We start from the raw sequence: 22,892 nt of genomic DNA on the forward strand, positions 1-22,892 counted from the left end.
ATACATCGTTTTTATGCTACAATATGGAATGGAATCTACATTCAATTGGAAAATGAAACGATGTAAAGTGAGGATATAGCATGGGAAACATAGCCATTTTGACCGACAGTACCGCCTATTTGCCGGCCGAATTTTGTGAGCGCCACGACGTCCACGTCGCACCGCTCAGCGTGATTTTTAACGGGGAGTCGTTCCGCGAAGCCGTCGATATCACGACCGAGGCTTTTTATGACCGGATCGAGGCAGGGAACTTGCCGACGACGTCCCAGCCGAGCATCGGTGAAACGATTGAACTGATTGAGCGTCTCCCGAACGAGGTGACGGACGTGATCGCGATCACGCTCTCGAGCGGCATCAGCGGGACGTATCAATCGATGATCGCCTTGAACGACATGGTCGACGTCAACGTTCACGCATTCGATTCGGAGATCTCATGTATGCCTCAAGCGTTCCTCGTCGAGGAAGCGATTCATTTACGCGATGCAGGCGCGTCGGCGCAAGAAATCATGGCTCACCTTGAAAAGATGCGCGAGTTGATTCGGGCGTACTTCGTCGTCGATGACCTCGACCACCTCCAACGAGGCGGCCGACTCAGCGCGGCGCAAGCGCTCGTCGGGTCGTTCCTTCAAATCAAACCGGTGCTGCATTTCCAAGACCGGATGATCGTCCCGTTCGAGAAGATTCGGACGTACAAGAAGGCGGTCCGTCGCATCGAAGAGATGATGGAACAGTCGATTCAAGGCGACGGGACAGGCTACTGTATCGGCATCATCCACGCCAACTGCCCGGAACGTCAGGCCGAGGAAATCGCCTCGATGAAACAGAAGTTTCCGCAGGCGCATGTCACGGGCGGTCATTTCGGACCGGTCATCGGGACACACCTTGGGCCAGGCGCAATCGGCATCACGTGGTATCGCCGCGAATGGTAAACAAAAGACGGCCATCTGGTCGTCTTTTTCGATAGAGAGGAGTGAGCCTGTGGCCAAATATCGTCAAATCTATGAGCGCCTCGCCGAGCGGATGAAGACGGGCGAGTATGCGGCGGAATCGAAACTGCCGTCCGAGACCGAACTCATGCACGAGTACGAGGCGAGTCGAGGGACGGTCCGGAAAGCGCTCGATTTGCTCCAAGAGCACGGCTACGTCCGGAAGCATCACGGGAAAGGCGTGTTCGTGCTGCGGCGCGATCAAATCGAATTCCAGTTCAACGGCATCGTCAGTTTCTCCGAAGTGTACGCCAGCATGCTCGGTCGCTCGATTCAGACATCGGTCGCCTCGTTCGAGGACATCGAGGCGCCGGCGTGGCTCGCCGACCGGATGAATTTGACGCCGGGGACACGCATGTTCCGAATTGAACGGGTCCGCAACTTCGATGGTGAGAACGTCATCTTGGACGTGAACTATTTCGTCAAAGACCTCGTGCCCGGCCTGACAGAAGAGATCGCCGCGCAATCGATTTACGCCTATGTCGAGCACGAGCTCGGGATGCAAATCAGTTACGCCAAACGGAAGATCGCGGCCGAGGACGTGACCGAGCTCGACCGGTTGCGGCTCGACCTGCACGATTATGAATACGTCATCGTCATCACGAACGACACGTTCCTCTATGAGGGCAGACAGTTCGAATATACCGAGTCCCGCCACCGGCTCGACAAGTTCCAGTTCAGCGATGTGGCGCGCCGATAAGGCTCCTTTTTCGAAAGGAGTCTTTTTTGTCGTTTTGAATCAAGGTAAGAGGGAACAAAAATACTGAACGCCTGTCACATAGTTGTTACACCTAACTTATATAGATAAGTTGTTGACATGACTTATCTATATAAGTTAAACTTTGTTTGTACTCATAAGTAACCGTTTTCAACAAACGCTTTCAAACAAAGGAGGCCTACAATATGAAGGCAGATTATCGTCAAATCGCCGCGGATATCCTTGAAGCCATCGGGGGCAAGGATAACGTCGACAAAGCGGCACACTGTGTCACGCGGCTCCGTCTTTCGTTGAAAGACCAGTCGCTCGTCAATGAAGCGAAAGTGAAAGAAGCCGATCTCGTCAAAGGCGCATTCGAAAACTCGGGTGTGTATCAGGTCGTCATCGGGGCCGGTGACGTCGAGCGTGTTTACGCCGAGTTCATCAAACTCGCTGGGCTTGAAGCGGCGACGGTCGCCGAGGTCAAATCGTCTGGCGGCAAGAAGATGAACCCGCTCCAGAAACTCGTCAAAGTGTTCTCGGACGTGTTCATGCCGATCATCCCGGCCATCATCGTTGCCGGTCTATTGATGGGGATTAACAACTTGCTCGCCTCAGAAGGACTGTTCGTCGAAGGAGCGACGTTGATTGAGGAATATCCGAACCTACAAGGGTTATGGGATCTCGTCAACATGATGGCAAATACGGCGTTCGTCTTCCTCCCGGCACTCGTCGGTTGGTCGGCGACGAAGCGGTTCGGCGGCAGCGAAGTGCTCGGGATCGTCATGGGTCTCTTGCTCGTCCACCCGGACTTGCTCAACGCATGGGGTTACGGACAAGCGGCGCTGGAGGGCGACGTTCCGACGTTCAATATCCTCGGCTTGTTCGAGATCGAGAAAGTTGGTTACCAAGGTCAGATTCTTCCGATTTTGGCCGCGGCCTTCATTTTGAGCCATATTGAGATTTTCTTGAAAAAACATGTACCGAATGCGATTCAATTGCTCGTCGTGCCAATCACGACAATCGTCATCACTGGTTTCCTTGCGCTTTCAATTGTCGGACCGCTCACACGTGGCCTCGGTAACTTGATTGCAACGGGAATCGTCAACGTGTTCGAAGCGGTACCGGTCGTCGGGGCACTCCTGTTCGGTCTGCTCTACGCACCGCTCGTCGTCACCGGAATGCACCACTTGTTCCTCGCGATTGACTTGCAACTCATCGCGGAGACGAACGGGACGTTCCTCTGGCCGATGCTCGCCTTGTCGAACATCGCCCAAGGTGCAGCCGCACTCGCCATGTTCCTCGTGTTCAAACACGACGCGAAACAAAAGAGTATGGCGTCGACGTCATCGATCTCGGCTTTCTTCGGAATCACCGAGCCGGCCATGTTCGGGGTAAACTTGCCGAACAAGTTCCCATTCTACTCGGCGATGATCGGATCAGCCGTCGCGGCAGTGTTCATCACATTGAACGACGTCCAGGCGTTCGCTGTCGGGGTCGGGGGTCTTCCTGGATTCCTGTCAATCTTCACCGATAAGATTCTCATCTTCATCGTCGGGATGGTCATCGCCCTCGTCATCCCATTCGTGTTGACGCTCGTCTTGTCGAAGCGTTACATGAAGAAGGGTGAAATCGAACAAAATAAAGTTGCATAAGAAGATGACTGACAAGGGGAGGGACGGAGGTTCTTCCCCTTTTCCAATTGAAATGAAAACTCTTACAAAAGGAGACTACATCTATGACACAACCAAACTGGCGCAAATCCGTCGTCTATCAAATCTATCCGAAAAGTTTCTATAGCCCGGAAGGCAATGCCACCGGCTCCATCAAAGGGGTGACGGCCAAGCTCGATTATTTGGCCGAGCTCGGCATCGAATACATTTGGATGACCCCGGTGTACAAGTCGCCGCAAAATGACAACGGCTATGACGTCAGCGATTATTACGCGATTGATCCATCATACGGGACGATGGACGACCTCGACGAGCTCGTCCGCGAGGCCGAGGCGCGTGGCATCGGGCTCATGATGGACATCGTCGTCAATCACTCCTCGACCGAGCATGAATGGTTCCAGAAGTCGCTCGCCGGGGATGAGCGTTATCGCGACTACTACATCTGGCGCGACGAACCGACGAACTGGGAGTCGAAGTTCGGCGGCAACGCCTGGAAATATGACGAGGCGAGCGGTCAGTACTACCTTCACTTGTTCGACGTGACCCAGGCCGACTTGAACTGGGAGAACGAGCAGATGCGCGAGGACGTCTATGAGATGATGCGCTTTTGGCGCGATAAAGGCATCAAAGGGTTCCGCCTCGACGTCATCAACCTGATTTCGAAGCAGCAGGACTTCCCGCAAGACGACTCGGACGGTCGCAAATTCTATACGGACGGGCCGCGCATCCATGAATATTTGAAAGAGATGAACCGCGAGGTGTTCGACGGCCACGACGTCATCACGGTCGGCGAGATGTCGTCGACGACGCTCGACCATTGCGTCCGTTATTCGAGTCCGGACGAGCGCGAACTCAGCATGACGTTCAGCTTCCATCACTTGAAAGTCGATTATCCGAACGGCGAGAAATTCGTCGCTGCACCGTTCGACTTCGTGCAATTGAAAGACATCATGTCGACGTGGCAGGAAGGGATGCACGGCAAGGGCTGGAACGCCATCTTCTGGTGCAACCATGACCAACCGCGCGTCGTCAGCCGCTTCGGCAATGACACCGACCACCGCGTCGAGAGCGCGAAGATGCTCGCGACGGTGCTCCACGGCCTGCAGGGGACGCCGTACATCTATCAAGGCGAGGAGATCGGGATGACGAACCCGGGCTTCGACTCGCTCGACGAGTATCGCGACATCGAGACGCTCAACGTCTACAAGTTGAAGCGCGAACAAGGCGTGTCGCACGAGGACATGATGGCCGCCATTAAACAGAAGTCGCGGGACAACTCGCGGACGCCGATGCAGTGGGACGCGACACCGCACGCCGGATTCACGAGCGGGACGCCGTGGATCAATGTGGCGCCGAACTATGCGGACGTGAACGTCGAGACGGCACTCGATGACCCGAACTCGGTGTTCTATCACTACAAAAACTTGATCTCACTCCGTAAAGAGCTCGACGTCTTGACGGACGGGGACTATACGATTCTCACGCCGGACGCGCTCGACGTCTGGGCGTACACGCGCAAGACGGAACACGAGGAAGTGCTCGTCGTCGCGAACTTCTACGGACCGGAGACGACGTATGAGATTCCGGCCGGCTTCACGCATGCCGAGGTCGTCAGCCATAACTATGACGTGCCGCAGCTCGACGGGACGACGCTGTCGCTCCGGGCGTATGAGGCGATCATGTTCTATAAAAAATAATAAGTGAGAAGCCACACATCATGTATGGCTTCTCTTTTTATGGTCAAACGAATCTGAAATGAGCAGATATTTCGACGATTGACCGAATAGTCTGATAAAGTAAGGATGTAAGGAAGTAAGGAATTTGTAATTCAGTCTTCTAATCCCTATGAAAGAAGGAATAGGCCATGGAGCTTGCCAAACTGACATCAAAAGGACAAATCACCGTCCCTAAAAAAATCCGCTCGTTATTACAAGTGGACGAAGGCGATCGAATCGCCTTCATTGAAAACGATGACTTTGTGATTATGGCAAAAGCTGATTTAGTGAAGCTGCACCAGTTGGAGGCGTTTCTCAGTGACGGGAAGTTTCAGCGGTTGATTCAAACAGCGAATCAACAATTGGAAGAATGAAAATAACGACAAATGGAGGAATGGACAATGGATATGCGAGAAGTGGATTTACCGGGAATCGGGAGAAAGTTTGAAGCTGTGACCCGAAGAGGGGACAAGGTCGTGTTGATTGTGCATGATGATGGGCGTCGTGAAATCCATCACTACGATGACGACGATTTCGATGAGAGCATCTCGAGCGTAACGTTTACGGATGAAGAAGCGAGACAGATGGCCGGTATTTTAGGTGGACTTGTCTACAAGCCGAAAGATTTAGAGAAGATCGAGCTCGAACTCGACGATTTGGTCATCGAATGGGTGAAAATTAATGAAGACTCAATCGCGATTAACCGAACGATCGCCGACTTGGATATTCGGAACCGTTATGATATCTCCATCATTGCCTTGTTGAAGGCCGATAAATCGAAGACGTTGAACCCGGGTGCGGACACGCTCATTCAAAAAGGAGATACGATTGTCTTTTCGGGTGAGCGTCAACACGTACGTGCGGCGACGAAAACTTTGTTTTTGACAGAAGGAGGTGGATGATGAGTGGATCATATCATCTTTGAAGTCGGTACTGCCCTGCTATTGGTCGCCATTGCAGCCCTTCTAGCCAATAAGTTCAACTTCTCGATTATCCCATTTTTGATTATCCTCGGGATGATTGTCGGTCCCCACGCCCCGTCCATCGGGATTTTAGATTTCCGTTTCATCGAAAGCGCTGAATTTATCAGTTTACTCGGACGCATTGGCGTCTTGTTCCTCTTGTTTTATTTGGGACTTGAGTTCTCAATTGGAAAACTGATTCGTTCAGGGAAGTCGATTGTGACGGGAGGAAGCATCTATCTGTTAATCAACTTCACCGGGGGCTTGTTATACGGCTATTTCGCCGGATTCCCGCTGTTAGAGGTCCTCATCATCGCCGGAATCATAACGATTTCTTCTAGTGCAATCGTCGCTAAAGTGTTGGTCGACTTACGCCGGACCGGGAATACAGAGACCGAATTGATTTTAGGCATCATCATGTTCGAAGATATCTTCTTGGCCGTCTATCTCTCGGTCATCTCAGGACTCGTCCTTGGCGGTGGGACGACGTTAGGGGAATCACTCCTATCGATTGTGATTGCGTTGGCGTACATGTTGACGTTCTTCGTCATCGCGCGCAAAGCGACGCCGTTGTTGAATCGAATGTTGAAGATTGCCTCCGATGAAGTGTTCATCATCGTCGTGTTCGCTGCCTTGTTCTTTGTGGCCGGCTTCTCGGAGACGATTCACGTCGCTGAGGCGATTGGGGCACTCTTGCTTGGCCTCGTCTTCTCTGAGACTGACCAAGGGGAGCGAATTGAGCACCTCGTCATTCCGTTCCGTGATTTCTTCGGCGCCATCTTCTTCTTCAGCTTCGGGTTGAGCATCGACCCGACGACGTTGCTCGATGCGGTCTGGCTCGCCCTGGGAGCCGTCGTCTTGACAATTGTCGGAAACTTCGTCGCGGGCATGATTGCGGGACGGAAATCGGGCTTGTCTCACAAGGCGTCAGCGAATATCGGATTGACCATCGTGTCACGCGGTGAGTTCTCGATTATCGTCGCCAACTTAGGCATTGCCGGCGGGTTGATGGACATCTTGTCGCCGTTCTCGGCACTTTACGTCCTCACCTTGGCCATCCTTGGACCGATCATGACAAAAGAGTCGAAACGAATCTTCTTGTTCTTGAATCGAATTTTTAAATGGACGACCATCAAACCGAAAATGCGTTAATAAACAGTCCTGGCTTCGGAAGAAGACAGGACTGTTTGGCATTGAAGGTGGGAACATTGGTATGTCAGAGGAATTTATGGTACTTTATTGTATAGTCCGTTTCACGTTCAAGTGAATGCGGAAAATTATATTTTATGGAGGTGACCCTCGAGTCTCTCGAGGAACATGTGGACAGGATCTACTCTACACACGTAATAGCTGCCGGTGGCGGTGGCGGAGAAGTGGAAGGCCCGATTTGGGTATTGTTGTCGTTGGTGGCGTTGTTGATCGCGCTCACCGCATTCTTTGTCGGATCGGAGTTCGCGGTCGTCAAAGTGCGGATGTCGCGACTCGATCAATTGGTGGCAGAAGGGAACAAGTCGGCGATTCTCGCGAAAAAGGTCGCGTCTGACCTCGACTATTACTTATCGGCGTGTCAGCTCGGAATCACGGTGACGGCGCTCGGACTCGGTTTCCTCGGAGAACCATCGGTCGTACGCCTGCTCACGCCGCTGTTTAACGAGTTCGATATCCCGGCGTCGCTCGCGTCAATCATCTCGTTCGCCGTCGCGTTCGCAATCGTGACGTTCTTACACGTCGTCATCGGGGAACTCGCACCGAAGACGCTCGCGATTCAATATGCGGAACGGATGACGCTCATCTTCGCCCGACCGTTGTTCTGGTTCGGACGGATCATGTTCCCGTTCATCTGGTTGTTGAACGGATCGGCCCGATTGTTGCTCGGATTGTTCGGCGTCAAACCGGCCGGACATGAACAAGCGCACTCGGAAGAAGAGTTGAAAATCATCATGGCGCAAAGTTTCCAAAGCGGTGAAATCAACCAGACGGAACTCGCGATGATGCAAAACATCTTCTCGTTCGACCAGCACGTCACGAAAGACGTGATGGTGCCGCGGACGAAGGTCGAGGCGATTGATATCGAAGCGACGCGGGCCGAAGTGCTCGAGACGTTCGCAGACAGTCAATATACCCGTTATCCGATCACAGAGGACGGCGACAAGGACAACTTGATCGGCTACATCAACGTCAAAGAGGTATTGATGGGACTCGCGGTCAGCCCGTCCATCAATCTCTCCACTTATGTGAAAGAGCTTCCGGTCGTGCATGAAATGACGCCTTTGGAAGATACATTGAAACAGATGCGTGAGGCCCGGACCCACATCGCCATCGTCTTGGACGAATACGGCGGGACGGCCGGTCTCATCACGCTCGAAGACTTGCTCGAAGAGATTGTCGGGGAAATCCGTGACGAGTTCGACGAGGACGAGGTCGACCCGATTCATACGGTCGACGAAATGACGTACGAAATCGATACGCGCGTCTTGCTAGAAGAACTCGAGGAACGGTTCGGCATCACGTTCGAGCGTTCAGAAGGCATCGATACGCTCGGCGGTTGGCTCCAAGTCCACCGCGAGACGCACGAGGTCGGAGACACGCTCGAGTTCGACCGTTACGTCTTGACCGTCATCGAGATGACGGAGAATCACGTGGAGCGGGTACGACTCGTCGTCCGCCCTGACGTTCAAGAGGCATAAGAAGAAGGTTCATCCGTTACCGGATGAGCCTTTTTTAGTCGTTCATGCGTTGTTTTAGCCGTGCCAATAGATAAGGCGAATCGAGGTCACTGTATCGAATCCCTTCCGCATAACGTTCGATGCCATCGATCGTGATTTGCAGCTTGAGGGAATGGAAGGGAACCCTATTCTCGTCGGCGACACGTTTCACGTCACGCAGTAAAACCATCACGTCTTCGTATGTATAGGAGTCGTCTTCCGCATGAAGGAAGAGGATGCCGTAGCGCGCCCCGTAAAATTCGAGGTCGACGGCTTGATCGAGTTGCAAGTGAGTGACATCATCACCGTGTGCCACATCGTCGCGCCAGGCTGAATCAGACAATTCGGTCATCACATCGATGCGGTCTGAAAAGGTTGGTGCGATTGACTGTTGAACGGCAGCATCATAAGCCTCGCTGATGCGTCGGTATGTGTTTTCCTTTGAGACGACGTCATCTTCATAGCTGTCATCGACGACATGGCCGCCTCGGGTGATTCGTACCACGAACTCGGTATCGACGCTTGTGTCAGAAGACATCGTCACGTGGTATTTCGGATCGTAGAGTGATAAATACATGACGTCCGATACATGAAGAGACAGATCCGGGTAAGTGACGTTGACATACTCCTGTGCCGTCTCAATTGCGCGTTGCTCCGCTTTGTCGCTCCCGTCAAAGACATACCAGCCCCACCATCCTACAAAGAAGACGCCGAGCATGCCTAAACCGGTCAAGATGTTGTGGATGGGTCGTTTGAACATCATAGTTGCCTCATTTCCAATAACTGGTCTATTTCTAGTATAGTCGGTCGTTTGCACTTTCACCTCCGTCTACAGCATGAAATGAAGGGACGTCTTTCCGTTAGCCGTCCCTGTTCCATCGACGAACATGACATGTGGATGTGAGGGTTATATGCTAGCGTCAACAGAAAAAGGACTGATCTTATGGGCCAACTCATCGTAGCACCGAAAGGAACTCCCGCCATCCGCTTCGGCGTCTGCCAGCGCTGTCTGAGCACGGACACGCGTTCTTACACATGCCATCACGGACAGTGCCGCTATTGCCGTAACTGCCTTCACCTCGGTCGCGTCTGTCAGTGCGACCGTCTTGCCGAAACGGACATCACGACGCCGCTGGAAACGACCGACCTCGTCATGCCGTTCGAGCTGTCGGGTGACCAGCAGCACGTCAGCCGACAGCTCCTGGCCTGGTGGGTATCTCGGACGAGCGGGCTCGTCCATGCCGTCTGCGGGGCCGGGAAGACGGAGATGACGTTCCCCGTCATCGCGAGCGCCGTGAATGAGGGGAAGCGTGTCCTCATCGTCTCACCGCGACGTGACGTCGCCATCGAGTGGGCCGATCGGCTCGAGGCGGCCTTCTCCGTTCCCATCACCCGACGCTACGGAGGTGGGGACAAGGACACGATCGGGATGATCACCGTCGCGACGGCGCCGCTGCTCGTGAACTTGCGACATGTGTTCGATTACGTTCTCGTCGATGAGTCCGACGCCTTCCCGTTCGCTTTCGACCTCGCGCTCTGGTGGACGCTCCGCCGGGCCGGGAAAGGTTTATTTTTGTTCGTGACGGCGACGCCGACCGTCTGGCAACGCCAATTCCCGACCGTTCATCTGTCCCGGCGCTATCATGGCCACGATTTGCCCGTGCCCCGGCTCGTCCGTGAGACGGAACGAGCCATCCTCGACTTCTGTCGTCAGTATGAGGCGTCACCACGTCTGTTGTTCGTCCCGACGAAACCGGACCTCGTCCGTTACGGGGAACTGCTCACGGCGAACGGCTTCGTCTATCAGGCCGTCTCGGCCGACACGGACGAGCGGACGGACGTGCTCGAGTGGCTCGAGGCGACGAACGGGATCGTGCTCGCGACATCGATTTGGGAACGGGGCATGACCGTGACCGGGGTACATGTTGCCGTCCTCAACAGTTGCCATCCGCTGTTCACGTCGCGCGCCCTCATCCAGATGGCAGGGCGGGCCGGGCGCAAACCGACCGCGCCGACCGGGGACGTCGTCTTCTTCTACGATGAACGCACGTTCCGACAAGACAAAGCCATTCGCGAAATCAAGGAGGCGAATCGACGATGAATTGTCTCGTCTGCCGGAAACCGTTCGTCGTCCCGTGGAGCCCGGCGACGTTGTTGAAGCGAGACTGGGTCTGTCCGGACTGTGAGGGGATGTTGACGCCGCTTGTCGCGGGTTGTCCGCACTGCGGTCACCCGACCACGGACGGGGAGACGTGTCCTGACTGTATCCGTTGGCTCGCCCTTGGCCTCGACTTGACCGTCCGTTCGCTCTACGCTTATGACGAGGCGGGCGCGAATTGGCTCCACCGTTATAAGTTCGGCGGCGACGTCGTTCTGGCGCGACAGCTACGCAATGTGTTGCGAGCGACGCGAGAACCAGGTGTCGTCTACGTGCCGATCCCGCTCAGTGAGGAGCGGATGCGGACGCGGCGTTTCAATCAGGCGGAGCTGCTCGCAAGGATGATTGGACCGACGGAGCAGGTGCTCGTCAAATCCGAGGTTTCGAGTCAGCGTGAACTTGGGAAAGAAGAAAGGCGGCACCGTACGAATCCGTTCGCTGTACAGCAGTTGCCACACTGTGGCAAAATTGTCCTCGTCGACGACGTCTATACGACGGGGACGACGCTCCATCAGGCGGCGCTCACCTTGCGCCGGGCCGGGGTGGAACAAGTTTCTGCCGTTTGCCTGTTCCGGACGCTAAACAAATTAAAAATGCGTCCGATATAAAGGGCAGAGGTGAATGACTGTGGAAGCAACAACTTGTCAAACGTGCGGACGGCTGTTCATGAAACAAAGCCGCTCGCCATACTGCCCATCCTGCGCGGAAGTCGATTTCCAAAACTTCTTGAAAGTCCGGGACTTCATCCGCGAACCCGCCAACAAACAGACGACGATTGGAGCCCTCGTCGAAGCGACAGGCGTCTCCGAACTTGATATCACGCGATACATCCATGAAGGACGCCTGATCATCAAGGACAATCCGTCACTGAACATCGCCTGCATCCGTTGCGGCAATCCGACGAACCAAGGAAAGGTATGCGCGGACTGTCAGACCGACATGCAGCAAGAACTGAAAGGGCTACAAGCCACCGCCACGAAACAGAGCGTTCGCGCTTATCGTTTGGATTAACAACTGAGAAGAGGGGGGACACGTATGCGCATCGATTCTGCAAAGTGGGTACACTTACCGAACACTTACGAGAAGAAAACGCAACCTGAGACGAAGCCCGAGCTGACACGCCAAACGGACCAATTATCGATATCGGCCGAAGCCCGCGCCCGATTTGAAGAACCGGTGAAACACCCGGAGCGCCTGGAAAAAATCAACGCCTTGAAGGCGGAGATTAACGCCGGGACGTATTCACGGGACGCGCGCGACATCGCCAAACGCTTTCTACAAGGATGAATGAAAGCGGGGTCCGAGGGAGACCTTCGCATAAATAAGATGGCACGGAAGCTGACTAAACAAGGGACACCCTTTCTTTAGTCGGCTCTTTTTTTGGACAAAGGAGAGACTTATGCTCACATTACATACACGTTTACTCGAACTGGCTTATGACAAAAAACGACTGCTCGTCAACGGAGACATGCCCGCTTTTAGCGCACTCGTCAAGGAAGAGGCGACGATTCTCCGACAAATCAAACAAAAAGAAGCGGAACGACTTCAAGGAACGCTCGTTTTGGACGATGAAGAGAAGGAAGCGTTACGACCGGTCGTCCTCGAGCTGAAACGGCAGAATGAACTGAACGCCGTCCTGCTCGAACAGTCGCTCCGGTATATCGAATGGCATTTGGACATGCTCATGCCAGAGGCAGATGATTTCACGTACGGTCAACAGGCGCTCGAGACGCGCTCGTTCAGCCGGGATGTATAAGGAGGAAGTTTGATGGGCTCAACATTTATGGGATTAGAAACGGCGCGACGCAGTTTAACGACGCACCAATGGGCGCTCCAGGCGACGGGGAATAACGTCGCCAACGCCTCGAATCCGGGTTACTCGCGCCAACGCTTGTCACTCGGCATGACCGAACAACTCAGCGTCAACTTCGGGGGAACGAAGGCCGGGCAGTTCGGGACTGGTGTACGCGGCGAGACGCTCGCCCGAATCCGCGATTTGATGATTGACCAGCAATACCGCGACGAGTCGGTGAAGAACGCCTACTACGCGACAAAAGAGGCGGCGTTCGGTCGGATGGAGGATATCGTCAACGAGCCTTCCGAGACAGGACTCGCCAAATCGCTCGACTTGTTCTGGGCCTCGCTCCAAGACTTGTCGGTCAACCCGGATGATGCCGGCGCACGTAGTGTCGTGCGCCAACGGGCGATGACGCTCGCGGAGACGTTCAACTACATGTCGTCCTCGCTCCAAAAAGTGCAGGCCGACCTCGCCTCAGAAGGTGACGTCGTCGTCAAGAAAGTGAACGACTTGATGACGAAAATCAGTCAGGTCAACCGTCAAATCGGGGATGCGGAGCCGCTCGGCGTGCTTCCGAATGAACTGTATGACGAGCGTGACCGCTATATGGACGAGCTCGCCCAATACATGGACTTCACACGCGTCCCGGTCGACTATACGAACGGGGAGTCGCGCGGTAACTCACAAAAAGTCGCTGAGGGCCGCATCGACATCATCGTCTCAATCAATGGCGTCGACCACAAACTCGTTGACGGCATCAACGGCACGGTCGGCTCGTTCGACGGTCTCGACATGACAGACGCGAGCGGGGCAGACGTGGCACTCACGCACGCCACGATGCCGAACGGAAAATGGAAAGCGCTCGTCGAGATGTACGGCACGGGCACGCCAGAATCAGGCAGCGTGAACGGCGTCTACGCGACGATGCTAAAAGACTTGGACGAGATGGCCGGCAAGTTCGCCTTGGCGTTCAACACGGCCCATAGTAACAACATGGATGCCAAAGGCAACGCCGGCACGGCGAACTTCTTTGAAGGGACGGCGAGCGCCGCGACGATTAAAGTGAGCGACGCCGTCATGAACAACCTCGACTTGATTGCCGCGTCACAAGACGGCAATATCGGGGACGGCAGCGGGGCACTCGCCTTGGCGAACTTGAAGTCGGCCACGCTCAGCTTCGACGGATCGGTCCAGACGGATACGTCGATCGGGAAATACTATCAGAACGTCATCGGCAACATGGCCGTCGCCGCCGACCAGAGCGGACGCCTCGCCAAGAGCACGTTCGCGCTTATGGCGAGCTCGGACCAGCGCCGCCAAGCGGTGAGCGCCGTGTCACTCGACGAAGAGATGACGATGATGATTCAATATCAACACGCTTATAACGCGGCGGCCCGTAACATCACGGCCGTTGACGAGATGCTCGACAAAATCATCAACGGCATGGGTGTCGTAGGGAGGTAATGCTTGATGCGAGTCACACAGACGATGCTCACACAGACGAACTTGAAACATTTATCGAGCAGTTATAACAAGCTCGCCCAAGTCCAGGAACAGCTCATCAGCGGAAAACGGATTCAGAAGGCGTCCGAGGACCCGGTCGTCGCCATGCAGGGCATGCGCTACCGGACCGAGGTGCGCGAGGTCGACCAGTTCCGCCGCAACGTCAGCGAGGCGACGAGCTGGATGGACTTGACCGATTCGACACTGAACGAAGTGACGGAAGCCGTCAAACGGATTCGCGAATTGACGACGCAGGCGGCCAACGACACGTACGAGTCGTCGCAGCGTCAAATCATCCAGAGCGAGGTCAATCAGTTGATTGAACATCTCGGCTCGCTCGCAAATGCGAAGTCGGGCGAAAAATATATTTACAACGGCACGAAGACGGACCAACCGCTCGTCGACATGGACGCCTTGAAAGCGTTCCTTGCCGACCCGAACGGGGACGTCAACAGCATCTACCCAGGCGGGGCACCTGCCGCGAGCGGGAAAGTCGCCTTCGAAGTATCGAAAGGCATCACCGTTCAAGTGAACATGCAGCCGGAGACGGTGTTCGGGAGCGATGTGTTCGCTGGACTCCACGACCTCGTCTCGAAACTGGCCGACCCGAACACGACCGGTGAAGTGCTCTCGAACGAGCTCGCCGACCTCGACGTCATCGCCCAAAACTTGATTACGGAGCGGGCCGAGCTCGGGGCCCGTGCCAACCGGTTGGAACTCGTCGACAACCGCCTGCAAGAACATGAGATTATCGCCAAGACGATCATGTCCGATAACGAGGACATCGACATCGAACGCGTCATCATGGAGCTCAAGTCTCACGAGACGGTGCACCGTGCCGCACTTTCGGCCGGAGCCCGCATCATCCAACCGACGCTCCTCGACTTCCTCCGGTAAGCGATGAATATCGCCCGGCTTGAGATGCGGCAGACACAGGCCGCCATCCAAATCACGTCGAACCGACCCCATCTCGAGATGCGACAGGGCCAGGCCGACGTGTCGATGACACAAGGGAAGGTCGAGATGACCCAACAGACGACAGGCGGCACGCTCGAGGTCGACTCGTCGGTCGCGCGCAGTGAAAGCAACTTGAAGGCCGCCCTCGAGCTCGGTCGTCATTTCGGTCAGCTCGGGGAACAGGCGGCCCGGGAAGCGACGTCGACCACGGCCCGAGACGGGGACCGGCTCATGCGCATCGAGAACGGCAATCCGATTGCCGCGATGGCCGCCGAGAAGACGAGTGCCCCATATCCGGTCGTCGACATGGACTTCATGCCGAAGTCGCTCGACCGCGTGAAGTTGACGTATACGCCGGCGGATGTCAAAATCGAGTGGAACCTGACGCCGGCACAGATTGATGTATCACTCACCCCGGCCGACATCTCGTTCACGCCATGGACGACGGACATCTCGCTCCGTCAACAGGCATCGCTCGAGATGTGGCCGGTCGGTGGCATGTATGATGAGACGCGTTGAAAGTGAGGACAATCCATGTTCATTGAGACAGACTATTTTGGTAAGATCGAAGTAAATGAAGACGAGACGATCTCGTTCGTCAGCGAGATTCCCGGGTTCCCGGAATCGAAGACGTTCGCCCTCATCCCGTACGGCGACGAGCTCCCGTTCTGGTCGCTCCAGTCAATCGACGACCCGGCCTGCGCCTTCGTCGTGACGAACCCGTTCTGGCACAAGCCGGACTATGCGTTCGAATTGACCGACGGTGCGAAAGAACAGCTCGGCATCGATGAAGCGGAACACGTCTCGGTGTATGCCATCGTGACGCTACGCGACCCGTTCGACGCCTCGACGCTCAACTTGAAGGCCCCAATCGTCATCGAGACGAAAGAGCGCCGTGGGAAGCAAGTCATCTTGGATGACGTCTACCCGGCCCGGTTCCCACTCGGCGGTCAGAAAGAAGAGGTGCGCTGATGCTCGTATTGAAACGAAAACAAGGCGAGGCCATCCATATCGGGGACGATGTGACGCTCACCGTGCTCGCCATCGAAGGCGACCAGGTCAAGCTCGGCATCGACGCCCCGCGCCACATCGACATCCATCGTCATGAGGTGTACGTCCAGATGCAGGCCGAGAACGAATCGGCTCGCGACAGCGCCAACTTGATGAAACAGATGATGCAAAACAAGTCGGAAGCGTGAGCTTCCGGCTTTTTAGCTGTCCTAAAATTTGGATGGGATGACATATGTCACTTTTGTACGATAGGATAGGAGGAAAGAAATGGCGGGAGAGGACAAGGCTTGGGTCAAGTCATCAATATCTTTTTCATCAATATCAGTATCATTTATCTCGTTTTGTCGTTGGCCCTGTATCTCATGCGCCAACTGTTGCCGATTCAGGCGGGTTCACTCTATGCGGTCCGCATTTGGTTCGGGCTCGCTATGGGGCTCGCGGCCGTTCTGTTGACGGTCAACTCGTTCCAAGTCGGTGAGGCGCGGGTCGACCTCCGGATTATCCCGCTCGCGCTCGCGGGCGCCTATGCCGGGCCGGTCGGGGTCGCCGTCACGATGGGGATGACCCTGCTCGGTCGCTTCGGCCTCGACGGCATGACCGACCAATTCATCCGCTCGTTCGGCACGCTCGGCCTGTTCTTTGTATTGTCGCTCGTGTTGAATCGCGTGGTACTAAGGCGCGGCCATCTATACTCGGCCTATCTCGTGTTCGGGGCCGTGCTCGTCTTGTTCAGGATTGCGGGCAACGTCCCGATGCAGGCGTTCACGACCGTGTTCTTGCCGTATTTCGTCATGACGTTCCTCGGCGGATGGATGTGTTACTGGGTCGCGAAACAGATTGAGACGCATTTGCGCATGTTCCGGCTCCATACACAGCGGGCGACGATTGACGAGCTGACGGGTCTTCCGAACCGCTATATGACGCTTGAACGGTTGAACGAGGTCGAGATGTCGGGTCTCCCTTGGGCACTGTTCGTCATCGACGTCGATCGCTTCAAACAGTTGAACGATACATATGGCCATCGGGCCGGTGATGCGGCGCTCCATCACATCGGTCAAACGTTACAGGCGAACTGTCCGCCGGGCGGCTTCGTCGGCCGTTACGGCGGGGAAGAGTTTCTGATGGTGCTCGAGGATGCAGAAGACGTCCGGTTGATGGCGGATGAGATTGTCAAGGTCATCCGTGACACGCCGTTCTCGTTCGAAGGGACATCAATCCCGATGACGGTGTCACTCGGGGCCTCGCTCGCTGGCGCCGAGCCGGGGACGGTCGTATTCGAGCGGGCCGATGCCGCCCTTTACGCGGCGAAGACGAGCGGGCGCGATCAAGCGAAAATTGGATAAACAAAAAATCGGTCCCAGGAGGGCCGATTTTTTAGTGGATATTTTTCTTTTTGAACTGACCGCCCCGGACGTCGTGAATATTGCCGATGGCGAGGAATGCCTTCTCGTCATAGTCGTCGAGGATGTCCTTCAATTTCGTTTCTTCGAGTCGGCTGATGACGGTGAAGACGACTTTTTTGCCGTCGCCCGTATAAGCCCCTTCCCCGTGCAAGTACGTCACGCCGCGACCGAGTCGGTCCATGATGGCCTGACCGATGTCGTCCGGCGCTGTCGTGATAATCCACGCCGCTTTCGACTGGTCGAGCCCCTCGAGCACGATATCGATCGTCTTGAAAGCGACGAAGTAGGTGATGAGCGAATACATGGCCCGGTCCCAACTGAAGACGAAGCCGGCCGTCCCGAGGATGAAGATGTTGAAGAACATGACGATCTCCCCGACGGAGAACGGCAGCCGGTCCGTGAACGACACGGCCAAAATCTCGGTCCCGTCGAGCGACCCGCCGGCCCGGATGACGAGGCCGATGCCCGCCCCGAGTAAGAAGCCGCCGAATACGGTCGAGAGAAGCAAATCGTCCGTGAACGGCTCGATTGTATGGAGCAAAATCGTGAAGCCGGACATGAGCATGATGGCGATCAACGTGACGATGGCGAACGTCTTCCCGATTTGGCGATAGCCGAAGAAGATGAACGGCAAGTTGAACAGGACGAGCCAGATGGCGAGCTTCGTCTCCGTCAAATACGACGTGATGATCGAGACGCCGACGATGCCGCCGTCGATGATTTGGTTCGGGACAAGGAACGCCTCGAGACCGATGGCGAAGATAAACGACCCGATTAACAGGAGTAGCCCCTTGGCGAGAAGTTCGGTCGGTTTGATTGGGTTGTGGACACGTTTCAAACGGAGCACTTCCTCCGGAGACGGGGAAGGCATCGGTGGACGCTGCATCGGGGGTCACTCCTTTTTCTTTTCAGTATAGCAAACCTCACACGGGATGAAGCAGAAGCGGCAGACAATCTGACACAACTTTTTCAGCGATGCCAGAGATGTTATTCTACTATTTTTTTATGCTAGACTAGGAAGGTTGAATCAAAAAGGAGGACGTTACTCATGAAACGTGACAATCGAGCCTGGCTCATGGGCTTTCAAATCATCATGAACATCATCGGCGGGATGATCGCGGCGTACGGCCTCGAGTCGGTGTTAATCCCGAACAGCGTGTCGGATGGAGGCATCACCGGAATCAGCATCGTCGTCTCTCAACTTACGGGTATTCCGCTCGGTGTGTTCCTCGGCATCCTGAACATCCCGTTCGTCTATCTCGGCTATAAGCAGATCGGGAAGAGCTTCGCCATCCTATCGGTCACGGGCATCGCCTCGCTGTCGGTCGGGACAGTCATCATGCACCATGTCCCGACAATCATCGATGGGGACACGCTCCTCGTCACCGTCGTCGGCGGAATCATTCTCGGACTCGGGATGGGGCTATCGCTCCGGAACGGGGGCGCGCTCGACGGCATCGACATGCTTGCCGTCTTGTTATCGAAGAAGTTGCCGTTCGGGACGAGCGACTTGATTCTCTTCTTGAACGTGTTCGTCTTCATCGTCGTCTCGACGGTGTTCGGCCTGCAAGGAGCGGTCCTATCGGCCATCGCCTACTTCATCGCCTCGAAAGTGATTCACATCGTCGAGGAAGGACTGAGCGGCGCGAAGACGTTCAAAATCATCACGAGCGTACCGGATGTCATGGTCGAGACGGTGCGAGACCGGCTCGGCCGGAGCGCCACGCTCAACCAGATTCAAGGTGCGTACTCAAAAGAGTGCTATTACGAGATCACGTGCGTCATCAACCGGCTCGAGGAGCGGAAGATGAAAGAAATCATCAACCAAGTCGACCCCGAGGCGTTCGTCGTCGTGTACGAGGTGTCAGAGGTCAAAGGCGGGAATTTCCGAAAACGCGATATCCATTGAGACGAATCAAGCAGCCGGAGCTGCTTGATTTTTTTTGTTGGAGGCAGGGAAATGCGGGACGGATAGGGAACAAGTCGGGATTCAGAAAGGAGAGAACGTATGCGTCCATTGTTATTAGGTGTACTCGCCGCCTTGTTTTTCGCGAGCACGTTCGTCTTGAATGAATCGATGCAGGTCGGCGGGGGGAGTTGGGCGTATAGCGCCTCGCTCCGCTTCCTGTTCATGATTCCGCTACTTATGCTTGTCGTGGCCGTCCGGGATGGCATGACAAGGGTGCGCCGCGCCATCGTCGATCAGCCATGGCCGTGGCTCGTCTGGGGGACGGTCGGCTTTGGTCTGTTTTACGTCCCAATCTGTCTCGCCGCCGAGGTCGCAACGCCTTGGCTCATCGCCGGCACGTGGCAAGTGACGATTATCGCCGGGGCGCTGTTGTCGCCGCTGTTCCGTCGAGGTGACGGGACGCGGGAGCGGATTCCGTGGACGGCGCTCCGCTTCTCGGGACTCATCCTGTTCGGCGTCGTCTTGATGCAAGTCGAGTTCTTTGCTGACTTTGAGCCGCGTTTCCTATGGATTGGGGTGGTGCCGGTATTGATTGCCGCGTTCGCCTATCCGCTCGGCAACCGGAAGATGATGGCCCACACCGACCTCGACGTGTTCGAGCGCATCCTCGGCATGTGCATCGGCTCGCTCCCGGTCTGGCTCCTCTTGTTCGGCTACGGGCTGACGACGGGGGTGCCATCGAGCTCGCAACTGACGCAGACGCTTCTCGTCGCACTCTTATCCGGCGTCGTCGCGACAGTACTCTTCTTCAAGGCGACCGATCTCGTTAAACACGATATGGGGAAACTGGCCACGGTCGAGGCGACGCAGGCACTCGAGGTGTTGTTCGCGCTCATCGGCGAGCTGATTTTCCTCCAGGCGCATCTGCCGTCCGGACTGTCGCTCGTCGGCATCTCGCTCGTCATGGTCGGGGTCGTGCTGCATAGCCGTAGCCAATTCAACGTAAAGGAGAGTCTGGTGCCGGCGGCGAATCGATATGACAAGGAGGGATGAACATGTCCTATGGATTGATTGGGAAACTGACGGCCGTACCAGGTGAGCGCGAGACGCTACTCGCGATTTTGCTCGAGGCGGCTACGGCGATGGAACGAGAGCCGACGTGTACGGCATACCGGGTGAACGTCTCGCTCGACGATGAGTCGATTGTCGTCTATGAGGTGTGGGAAAGTATCGAGGCGCATCAACAATCGCTGTCACTCGAGACGACGCAGACGTTGATTGGGAAGGCACGGCCGATTCTGGCCAATATCGAGCGCTTGGCGGTGTTCGAGCCGCGGGACGGTCATTAAAAAAATCCACGTCCGTGGACGTGGATGAAAGGTCATGCTTTCGTCAAGCTTCCTTTGACTTGCTCATAAAACTCGTCCATCATCCCAGTCCGGCTACCGAGCTGGCAGATGAGTTCGAGCGTCTCTTTATAGAACTTTTTGACGAGTCCTTTGTTTTTGATGTTGTCCATCGACGCCATCGTCTTGTCGAGGTTTTGGAGGATCTCTTCGATCTGGTCGTCCGAGTCCGGTTTCACGACCGTCATATTGTCCGGGATTTTGACGACTTTGTCTTGCTCCTGATGACGGAACGACGCGCCGAAGCCAAGGTTCTCGATGAACAAGTGCGGCATCACTTTCTGACCGAAGAACTGCTTATGCCATTCTGTCGCTTTCATCGTGTCCATGTCCTGTTTGAACGTGGACGCTGTCGAGACGTACTTTCTGAACAGGTCGGTCATGAACTTCTCAATGACCGGGATTTGAAGGGCGAAGACGTTCTTTAAGAGCGCGTCGAGCTGTGCGCGTGACAATTGTTGTTCGTTTGACATATCAGTTCCTCTTTTCTATAATACGATATCTTCATCGTATGGGATTGACGGACGTGCGTCAACGCATCCTAAAACATTTTTTCAGAATATTTAGTGTACGCTCGATGAGATATGAGATAATCAGGTCATGACAGACTTCACAGAAGGAGTGGTTCAGATGAACAAAACAATGAAATGGGCGGTCGCGCTCGGCGTGACGGGTGCCCTCGTCGCAACGGTTGGTGTCGTCTCGTCCCGGGGACGGACTGACGATACGACGCAGACGATTCGTGACCGTGAGCTTGGATACGAAATCATTCTCCCGTCAAAAATCGTCGAGGCGATTGAGCGCGGGGACGTCTATATCGAGAAGGCGCAGGACGTCGTCGATGTCGGCGACAAGAACAGCTATGGCACGTTCGATCTCTACTATAACGTCGAGGACGGCGACGACCAGTTGTTGTTCCATTTGGACTTGATTGACCGTGAACTATCGGAAGAGGCGTTCGCCCAGGAAGTCGGCTACGGCAACTACCTCGGTGCGAGCGACAAGACGTTCTTCTGGGTCGAACCGACCGAGGCCGTCCCAGGTGCCGAGGCGCACACGGACGAGATTGCCGAACTGCTCGAGACATTACCGGAGCTTGAATTCCGGACGTTATGAGTCCGCCCGCTACGGCGGGCTTTTTCGATTATGCTACAATATGACGTGAGGTGATTTCATGAATTGGACAGTAGAAGAAGTGAGACAGGCAGAACAAGTAGGGGCGCTCGAGGAAGCGGTCAACGCACATGACAAGATTGACGTGAAAATCGGACACGTAGCGGTCGGTCAGAACGACTACGCCGTCTATGATGACGACACGCTCGTCGGCTATATGGTGCTCTTCCCGTATCTCCCAAACGAGTATGAAGTGAACACGCTCGTGCATCCGGACTATCGGAAACAAGGCGTCTTCAAGGCGCTCTTTGAAACGGCGAAACAGGACGCGAAACAGAATGGCTGTGAAGCGTTCACGTTCGTCATCGATCGCAAATCGAAGGACGGCAAGGCGGTCATCGACCATCTCGGCGCGGCGTATCAGTTCTCAGAATTTAACTTGGTCCTTAAGAAAGCCGAGCTGTTCTTGAAGCCGGACGAAGTGTCGCTCCGCGAGGCGACGGACGCCGACCGTCCACTCATCATCGAGACGCTCTCTGAAGCGTTCGGCGACCCGGTCGACGTGACGGAGAACATCTATCAACAGATTGATACGCCGGACCGCGTGACGTACATCGGTGAGGTCGACGGTCGTCCGGTCGGGGTCATCCGCGCGCTCCTTTCGGGCGAAGATGCCGGCAGCATCCACGCGTTCGGCGTCAAGGCGGACGAGCAAGGCAAGGGCTACGGCACGAAGATGTTGAAGCAGATGGTCCAGCAACTGTTCCGTATGGGCCGGACGAAGCTTGAGCTCGACGTCGAGACAGAAAACAAAGCCGCGCTCGAGATTTACAAGCGAGCCGGGTTCGCTGAAAACGGCGGCTATGAGTTCTATCTATTAGAACTGTGAGGTGAGA

The 22,892-nt window shown here is 55.3% G+C and carries 27 protein-coding genes; 24 read left to right on the forward strand and 3 right to left on the reverse strand.

Features of this window, described 5'->3' with window-relative positions:
- Positions 1-80 precede the first annotated feature (80 nt).
- From M467_RS23045 to M467_RS23080, 8 genes are all read left to right on the forward strand, one after another.
- Complete coding sequence (locus tag M467_RS23045) at positions 81-929, forward strand: DegV family protein (RefSeq protein WP_021066544.1); 849 nt, start codon at positions 81-83, stop codon at positions 927-929.
- A gap of 91 nt (positions 930-1,020) precedes the next feature.
- Positions 1,021-1,686, forward strand: coding sequence for a trehalose operon repressor (gene treR / locus M467_RS23050; protein WP_051627780.1), 666 nt, complete (start codon positions 1,021-1,023; stop codon positions 1,684-1,686).
- A gap of 203 nt (positions 1,687-1,889) precedes the next feature.
- Complete coding sequence (gene treP, locus M467_RS23055) at positions 1,890-3,338, forward strand: PTS system trehalose-specific EIIBC component (RefSeq protein WP_021066546.1); 1,449 nt, start codon at positions 1,890-1,892, stop codon at positions 3,336-3,338.
- An 83-nt stretch (positions 3,339-3,421) separates the two neighbouring features.
- Positions 3,422-5,053 carry an alpha,alpha-phosphotrehalase gene (treC, locus tag M467_RS23060; protein ID WP_021066547.1) on the forward strand — a complete coding sequence of 544 codons (1,632 nt, stop codon included), beginning with the start codon at positions 3,422-3,424 and terminating at the stop codon, positions 5,051-5,053.
- Positions 5,054-5,220: 167 nt separating this feature from the next.
- Entirely contained in the window at positions 5,221-5,445 is a 225-nt protein-coding gene (locus M467_RS23065; RefSeq protein WP_021066548.1) for an AbrB/MazE/SpoVT family DNA-binding domain-containing protein, read from the forward strand.
- A 27-nt stretch (positions 5,446-5,472) separates the two neighbouring features.
- A complete protein-coding gene (locus M467_RS23070) occupies positions 5,473-5,973 on the forward strand; it encodes a cation:proton antiporter regulatory subunit (protein ID WP_021066549.1) in 501 nt (166 codons plus the stop codon).
- A 3-nt stretch (positions 5,974-5,976) separates the two neighbouring features.
- Positions 5,977-7,185: a cation:proton antiporter gene (locus M467_RS23075; protein ID WP_021066550.1), complete on the forward strand. Its 1,209-nt coding sequence runs from the start codon at positions 5,977-5,979 to the stop codon at positions 7,183-7,185.
- Positions 7,186-7,406: 221 nt separating this feature from the next.
- Entirely contained in the window at positions 7,407-8,720 is a 1,314-nt protein-coding gene (locus M467_RS23080) for a hemolysin family protein (RefSeq protein ID WP_021066551.1), read from the forward strand.
- A gap of 34 nt (positions 8,721-8,754) precedes the next feature.
- Here the strand turns inward: M467_RS23080 and M467_RS23085 are convergent, their stop codons facing one another.
- Positions 8,755-9,498 (reverse strand): hypothetical protein, encoded by a 744-nt coding sequence (locus M467_RS23085; RefSeq protein WP_021066552.1) that lies wholly within the window; start codon positions 9,496-9,498, stop codon positions 8,755-8,757.
- Positions 9,499-9,681: 183 nt separating this feature from the next.
- Here M467_RS23085 and M467_RS23090 point away from each other — a divergent pair, with 183 nt between their 5' ends.
- The 11 genes from M467_RS23090 (at position 9,682) to M467_RS23140 (ending at position 17,508) form a co-directional block, all read left to right on the forward strand.
- A complete protein-coding gene (locus M467_RS23090) occupies positions 9,682-10,839 on the forward strand; it encodes a helicase-related protein (RefSeq protein WP_021066553.1) in 1,158 nt (385 codons plus the stop codon).
- Entirely contained in the window at positions 10,836-11,504 is a 669-nt protein-coding gene (locus M467_RS23095; RefSeq protein WP_021066554.1) for a ComF family protein, read from the forward strand. The genes M467_RS23090 and M467_RS23095 overlap by 4 nt, the downstream gene beginning before the upstream one ends.
- 13 nt (positions 11,505-11,517) lie before the next feature.
- A complete protein-coding gene (locus tag M467_RS23100; RefSeq protein WP_235045172.1) occupies positions 11,518-11,907 on the forward strand; it encodes a flagellar protein in 390 nt (129 codons plus the stop codon).
- A gap of 24 nt (positions 11,908-11,931) precedes the next feature.
- Entirely contained in the window at positions 11,932-12,183 is a 252-nt protein-coding gene (locus tag M467_RS23105) for a flagellar biosynthesis anti-sigma factor FlgM (RefSeq protein WP_021066556.1), read from the forward strand.
- Positions 12,184-12,295: 112 nt separating this feature from the next.
- Complete coding sequence (gene flgN / locus M467_RS23110; RefSeq protein ID WP_021066557.1) at positions 12,296-12,652, forward strand: flagellar export chaperone FlgN; 357 nt, start codon at positions 12,296-12,298, stop codon at positions 12,650-12,652.
- A gap of 12 nt (positions 12,653-12,664) precedes the next feature.
- Positions 12,665-14,158 (forward strand): flagellar hook-associated protein FlgK, encoded by a 1,494-nt coding sequence (gene flgK / locus M467_RS23115; RefSeq protein WP_021066558.1) that lies wholly within the window; start codon positions 12,665-12,667, stop codon positions 14,156-14,158.
- A gap of 6 nt (positions 14,159-14,164) precedes the next feature.
- Positions 14,165-15,094 carry a flagellar hook-associated protein FlgL gene (gene flgL / locus M467_RS23120; protein ID WP_021066559.1) on the forward strand — a complete coding sequence of 310 codons (930 nt, stop codon included), beginning with the start codon at positions 14,165-14,167 and terminating at the stop codon, positions 15,092-15,094.
- Between the two features lie 3 nt (positions 15,095-15,097).
- Positions 15,098-15,673, forward strand: a complete 576-nt coding sequence (locus tag M467_RS23125; RefSeq protein ID WP_021066560.1) for a DUF6470 family protein — start codon at positions 15,098-15,100, stop codon at positions 15,671-15,673.
- A gap of 15 nt (positions 15,674-15,688) precedes the next feature.
- A complete protein-coding gene (gene fliW, locus M467_RS23130; RefSeq protein ID WP_021066561.1) occupies positions 15,689-16,126 on the forward strand; it encodes a flagellar assembly protein FliW in 438 nt (145 codons plus the stop codon).
- A complete protein-coding gene (gene csrA / locus M467_RS23135) occupies positions 16,126-16,353 on the forward strand; it encodes a carbon storage regulator CsrA (RefSeq protein WP_021066562.1) in 228 nt (75 codons plus the stop codon). Before fliW ends, csrA begins: the two co-directional genes overlap by 1 nt.
- A 99-nt stretch (positions 16,354-16,452) precedes the next feature.
- Positions 16,453-17,508: a diguanylate cyclase gene (locus M467_RS23140; protein ID WP_021066563.1), complete on the forward strand. Its 1,056-nt coding sequence runs from the start codon at positions 16,453-16,455 to the stop codon at positions 17,506-17,508.
- 31 nt (positions 17,509-17,539) lie between these two features.
- Here M467_RS23140 and M467_RS23145 read toward each other — a convergent pair whose 3' ends face one another.
- Entirely contained in the window at positions 17,540-18,454 is a 915-nt protein-coding gene (locus M467_RS23145; RefSeq protein WP_021066564.1) for a YitT family protein, read from the reverse strand.
- A 162-nt stretch (positions 18,455-18,616) separates the two neighbouring features.
- Between M467_RS23145 and M467_RS23150 the strand changes: the two genes are divergently transcribed.
- The 3 genes from M467_RS23150 (at position 18,617) to M467_RS23160 (ending at position 20,826) form a co-directional block, all read left to right on the forward strand.
- A complete protein-coding gene (locus M467_RS23150) occupies positions 18,617-19,477 on the forward strand; it encodes a YitT family protein (RefSeq protein WP_021066565.1) in 861 nt (286 codons plus the stop codon).
- 99 nt (positions 19,478-19,576) lie between these two features.
- A complete protein-coding gene (locus tag M467_RS23155; RefSeq protein ID WP_021066566.1) occupies positions 19,577-20,530 on the forward strand; it encodes a DMT family transporter in 954 nt (317 codons plus the stop codon).
- A gap of 2 nt (positions 20,531-20,532) precedes the next feature.
- Positions 20,533-20,826 carry a putative quinol monooxygenase gene (locus M467_RS23160; RefSeq protein WP_021066567.1) on the forward strand — a complete coding sequence of 98 codons (294 nt, stop codon included), beginning with the start codon at positions 20,533-20,535 and terminating at the stop codon, positions 20,824-20,826.
- A 32-nt stretch (positions 20,827-20,858) separates the two neighbouring features.
- Here the strand turns inward: M467_RS23160 and M467_RS23165 are convergent, their stop codons facing one another.
- The gene (locus M467_RS23165) at positions 20,859-21,356 is read right to left on the reverse strand and encodes a hypothetical protein (protein WP_021066568.1); all 498 of its coding nucleotides are present in this window, start codon (positions 21,354-21,356) and stop codon (positions 20,859-20,861) included.
- 157 nt (positions 21,357-21,513) lie between these two features.
- Between M467_RS23165 and M467_RS23170 the strand changes: the two genes are divergently transcribed.
- Together M467_RS23170 and M467_RS23175 are read left to right on the forward strand one after the other, a co-directional pair.
- Positions 21,514-21,999, forward strand: a complete 486-nt coding sequence (locus tag M467_RS23170; protein WP_021066569.1) for a hypothetical protein — start codon at positions 21,514-21,516, stop codon at positions 21,997-21,999.
- Positions 22,000-22,057: 58 nt separating this feature from the next.
- Complete coding sequence (locus M467_RS23175; RefSeq protein ID WP_021066570.1) at positions 22,058-22,885, forward strand: GNAT family N-acetyltransferase; 828 nt, start codon at positions 22,058-22,060, stop codon at positions 22,883-22,885.
- Positions 22,886-22,892: the final 7 nt, after the last annotated feature.

Origin of the sequence: Exiguobacterium chiriqhucha RW-2, assembly GCF_000416965.1 — a bacterium.
Lineage (GTDB): Bacteria > Bacillota > Bacilli > Exiguobacteriales > Exiguobacteriaceae > Exiguobacterium > Exiguobacterium chiriqhucha.

Excerpts from the sequence above, each read along its gene's own strand:
- M467_RS23045 (WP_021066544.1), top strand. The coding sequence starts at position 81 with ATGGGAAACATAGCCATTTTGACCGACAGTACCGCCTATTTGCCGGCC.
- treR (WP_051627780.1), top strand. The coding sequence starts at position 1,021 with ATGAAGACGGGCGAGTATGCGGCGGAATCGAAACTGCCGTCCGAGACC.
- treP (WP_021066546.1), top strand. The coding sequence starts at position 1,890 with ATGAAGGCAGATTATCGTCAAATCGCCGCGGATATCCTTGAAGCCATC.
- treC (WP_021066547.1), top strand. The coding sequence starts at position 3,422 with ATGACACAACCAAACTGGCGCAAATCCGTCGTCTATCAAATCTATCCG.
- M467_RS23065 (WP_021066548.1), top strand. The coding sequence starts at position 5,221 with ATGGAGCTTGCCAAACTGACATCAAAAGGACAAATCACCGTCCCTAAA.
- M467_RS23070 (WP_021066549.1), top strand. The coding sequence starts at position 5,473 with ATGGATATGCGAGAAGTGGATTTACCGGGAATCGGGAGAAAGTTTGAA.
- M467_RS23085 (WP_021066552.1), bottom strand. The coding sequence starts at position 9,498 with ATGTTCAAACGACCCATCCACAACATCTTGACCGGTTTAGGCATGCTC.
- M467_RS23090 (WP_021066553.1), top strand. The coding sequence starts at position 9,682 with ATGGGCCAACTCATCGTAGCACCGAAAGGAACTCCCGCCATCCGCTTC.
- M467_RS23095 (WP_021066554.1), top strand. The coding sequence starts at position 10,836 with ATGAATTGTCTCGTCTGCCGGAAACCGTTCGTCGTCCCGTGGAGCCCG.
- M467_RS23100 (WP_235045172.1), top strand. The coding sequence starts at position 11,518 with ATGACTGTGGAAGCAACAACTTGTCAAACGTGCGGACGGCTGTTCATG.
- M467_RS23105 (WP_021066556.1), top strand. The coding sequence starts at position 11,932 with ATGCGCATCGATTCTGCAAAGTGGGTACACTTACCGAACACTTACGAG.
- flgN (WP_021066557.1), top strand. The coding sequence starts at position 12,296 with ATGCTCACATTACATACACGTTTACTCGAACTGGCTTATGACAAAAAA.
- flgK (WP_021066558.1), top strand. The coding sequence starts at position 12,665 with ATGGGCTCAACATTTATGGGATTAGAAACGGCGCGACGCAGTTTAACG.
- flgL (WP_021066559.1), top strand. The coding sequence starts at position 14,165 with ATGCGAGTCACACAGACGATGCTCACACAGACGAACTTGAAACATTTA.
- M467_RS23125 (WP_021066560.1), top strand. The coding sequence starts at position 15,098 with ATGAATATCGCCCGGCTTGAGATGCGGCAGACACAGGCCGCCATCCAA.
- fliW (WP_021066561.1), top strand. The coding sequence starts at position 15,689 with ATGTTCATTGAGACAGACTATTTTGGTAAGATCGAAGTAAATGAAGAC.
- csrA (WP_021066562.1), top strand. The coding sequence starts at position 16,126 with ATGCTCGTATTGAAACGAAAACAAGGCGAGGCCATCCATATCGGGGAC.
- M467_RS23145 (WP_021066564.1), bottom strand. The coding sequence starts at position 18,454 with ATGCAGCGTCCACCGATGCCTTCCCCGTCTCCGGAGGAAGTGCTCCGT.
- M467_RS23150 (WP_021066565.1), top strand. The coding sequence starts at position 18,617 with ATGAAACGTGACAATCGAGCCTGGCTCATGGGCTTTCAAATCATCATG.
- M467_RS23155 (WP_021066566.1), top strand. The coding sequence starts at position 19,577 with ATGCGTCCATTGTTATTAGGTGTACTCGCCGCCTTGTTTTTCGCGAGC.
- M467_RS23160 (WP_021066567.1), top strand. The coding sequence starts at position 20,533 with ATGTCCTATGGATTGATTGGGAAACTGACGGCCGTACCAGGTGAGCGC.
- M467_RS23165 (WP_021066568.1), bottom strand. The coding sequence starts at position 21,356 with ATGTCAAACGAACAACAATTGTCACGCGCACAGCTCGACGCGCTCTTA.
- M467_RS23170 (WP_021066569.1), top strand. The coding sequence starts at position 21,514 with ATGAACAAAACAATGAAATGGGCGGTCGCGCTCGGCGTGACGGGTGCC.
- M467_RS23175 (WP_021066570.1), top strand. The coding sequence starts at position 22,058 with ATGAATTGGACAGTAGAAGAAGTGAGACAGGCAGAACAAGTAGGGGCG.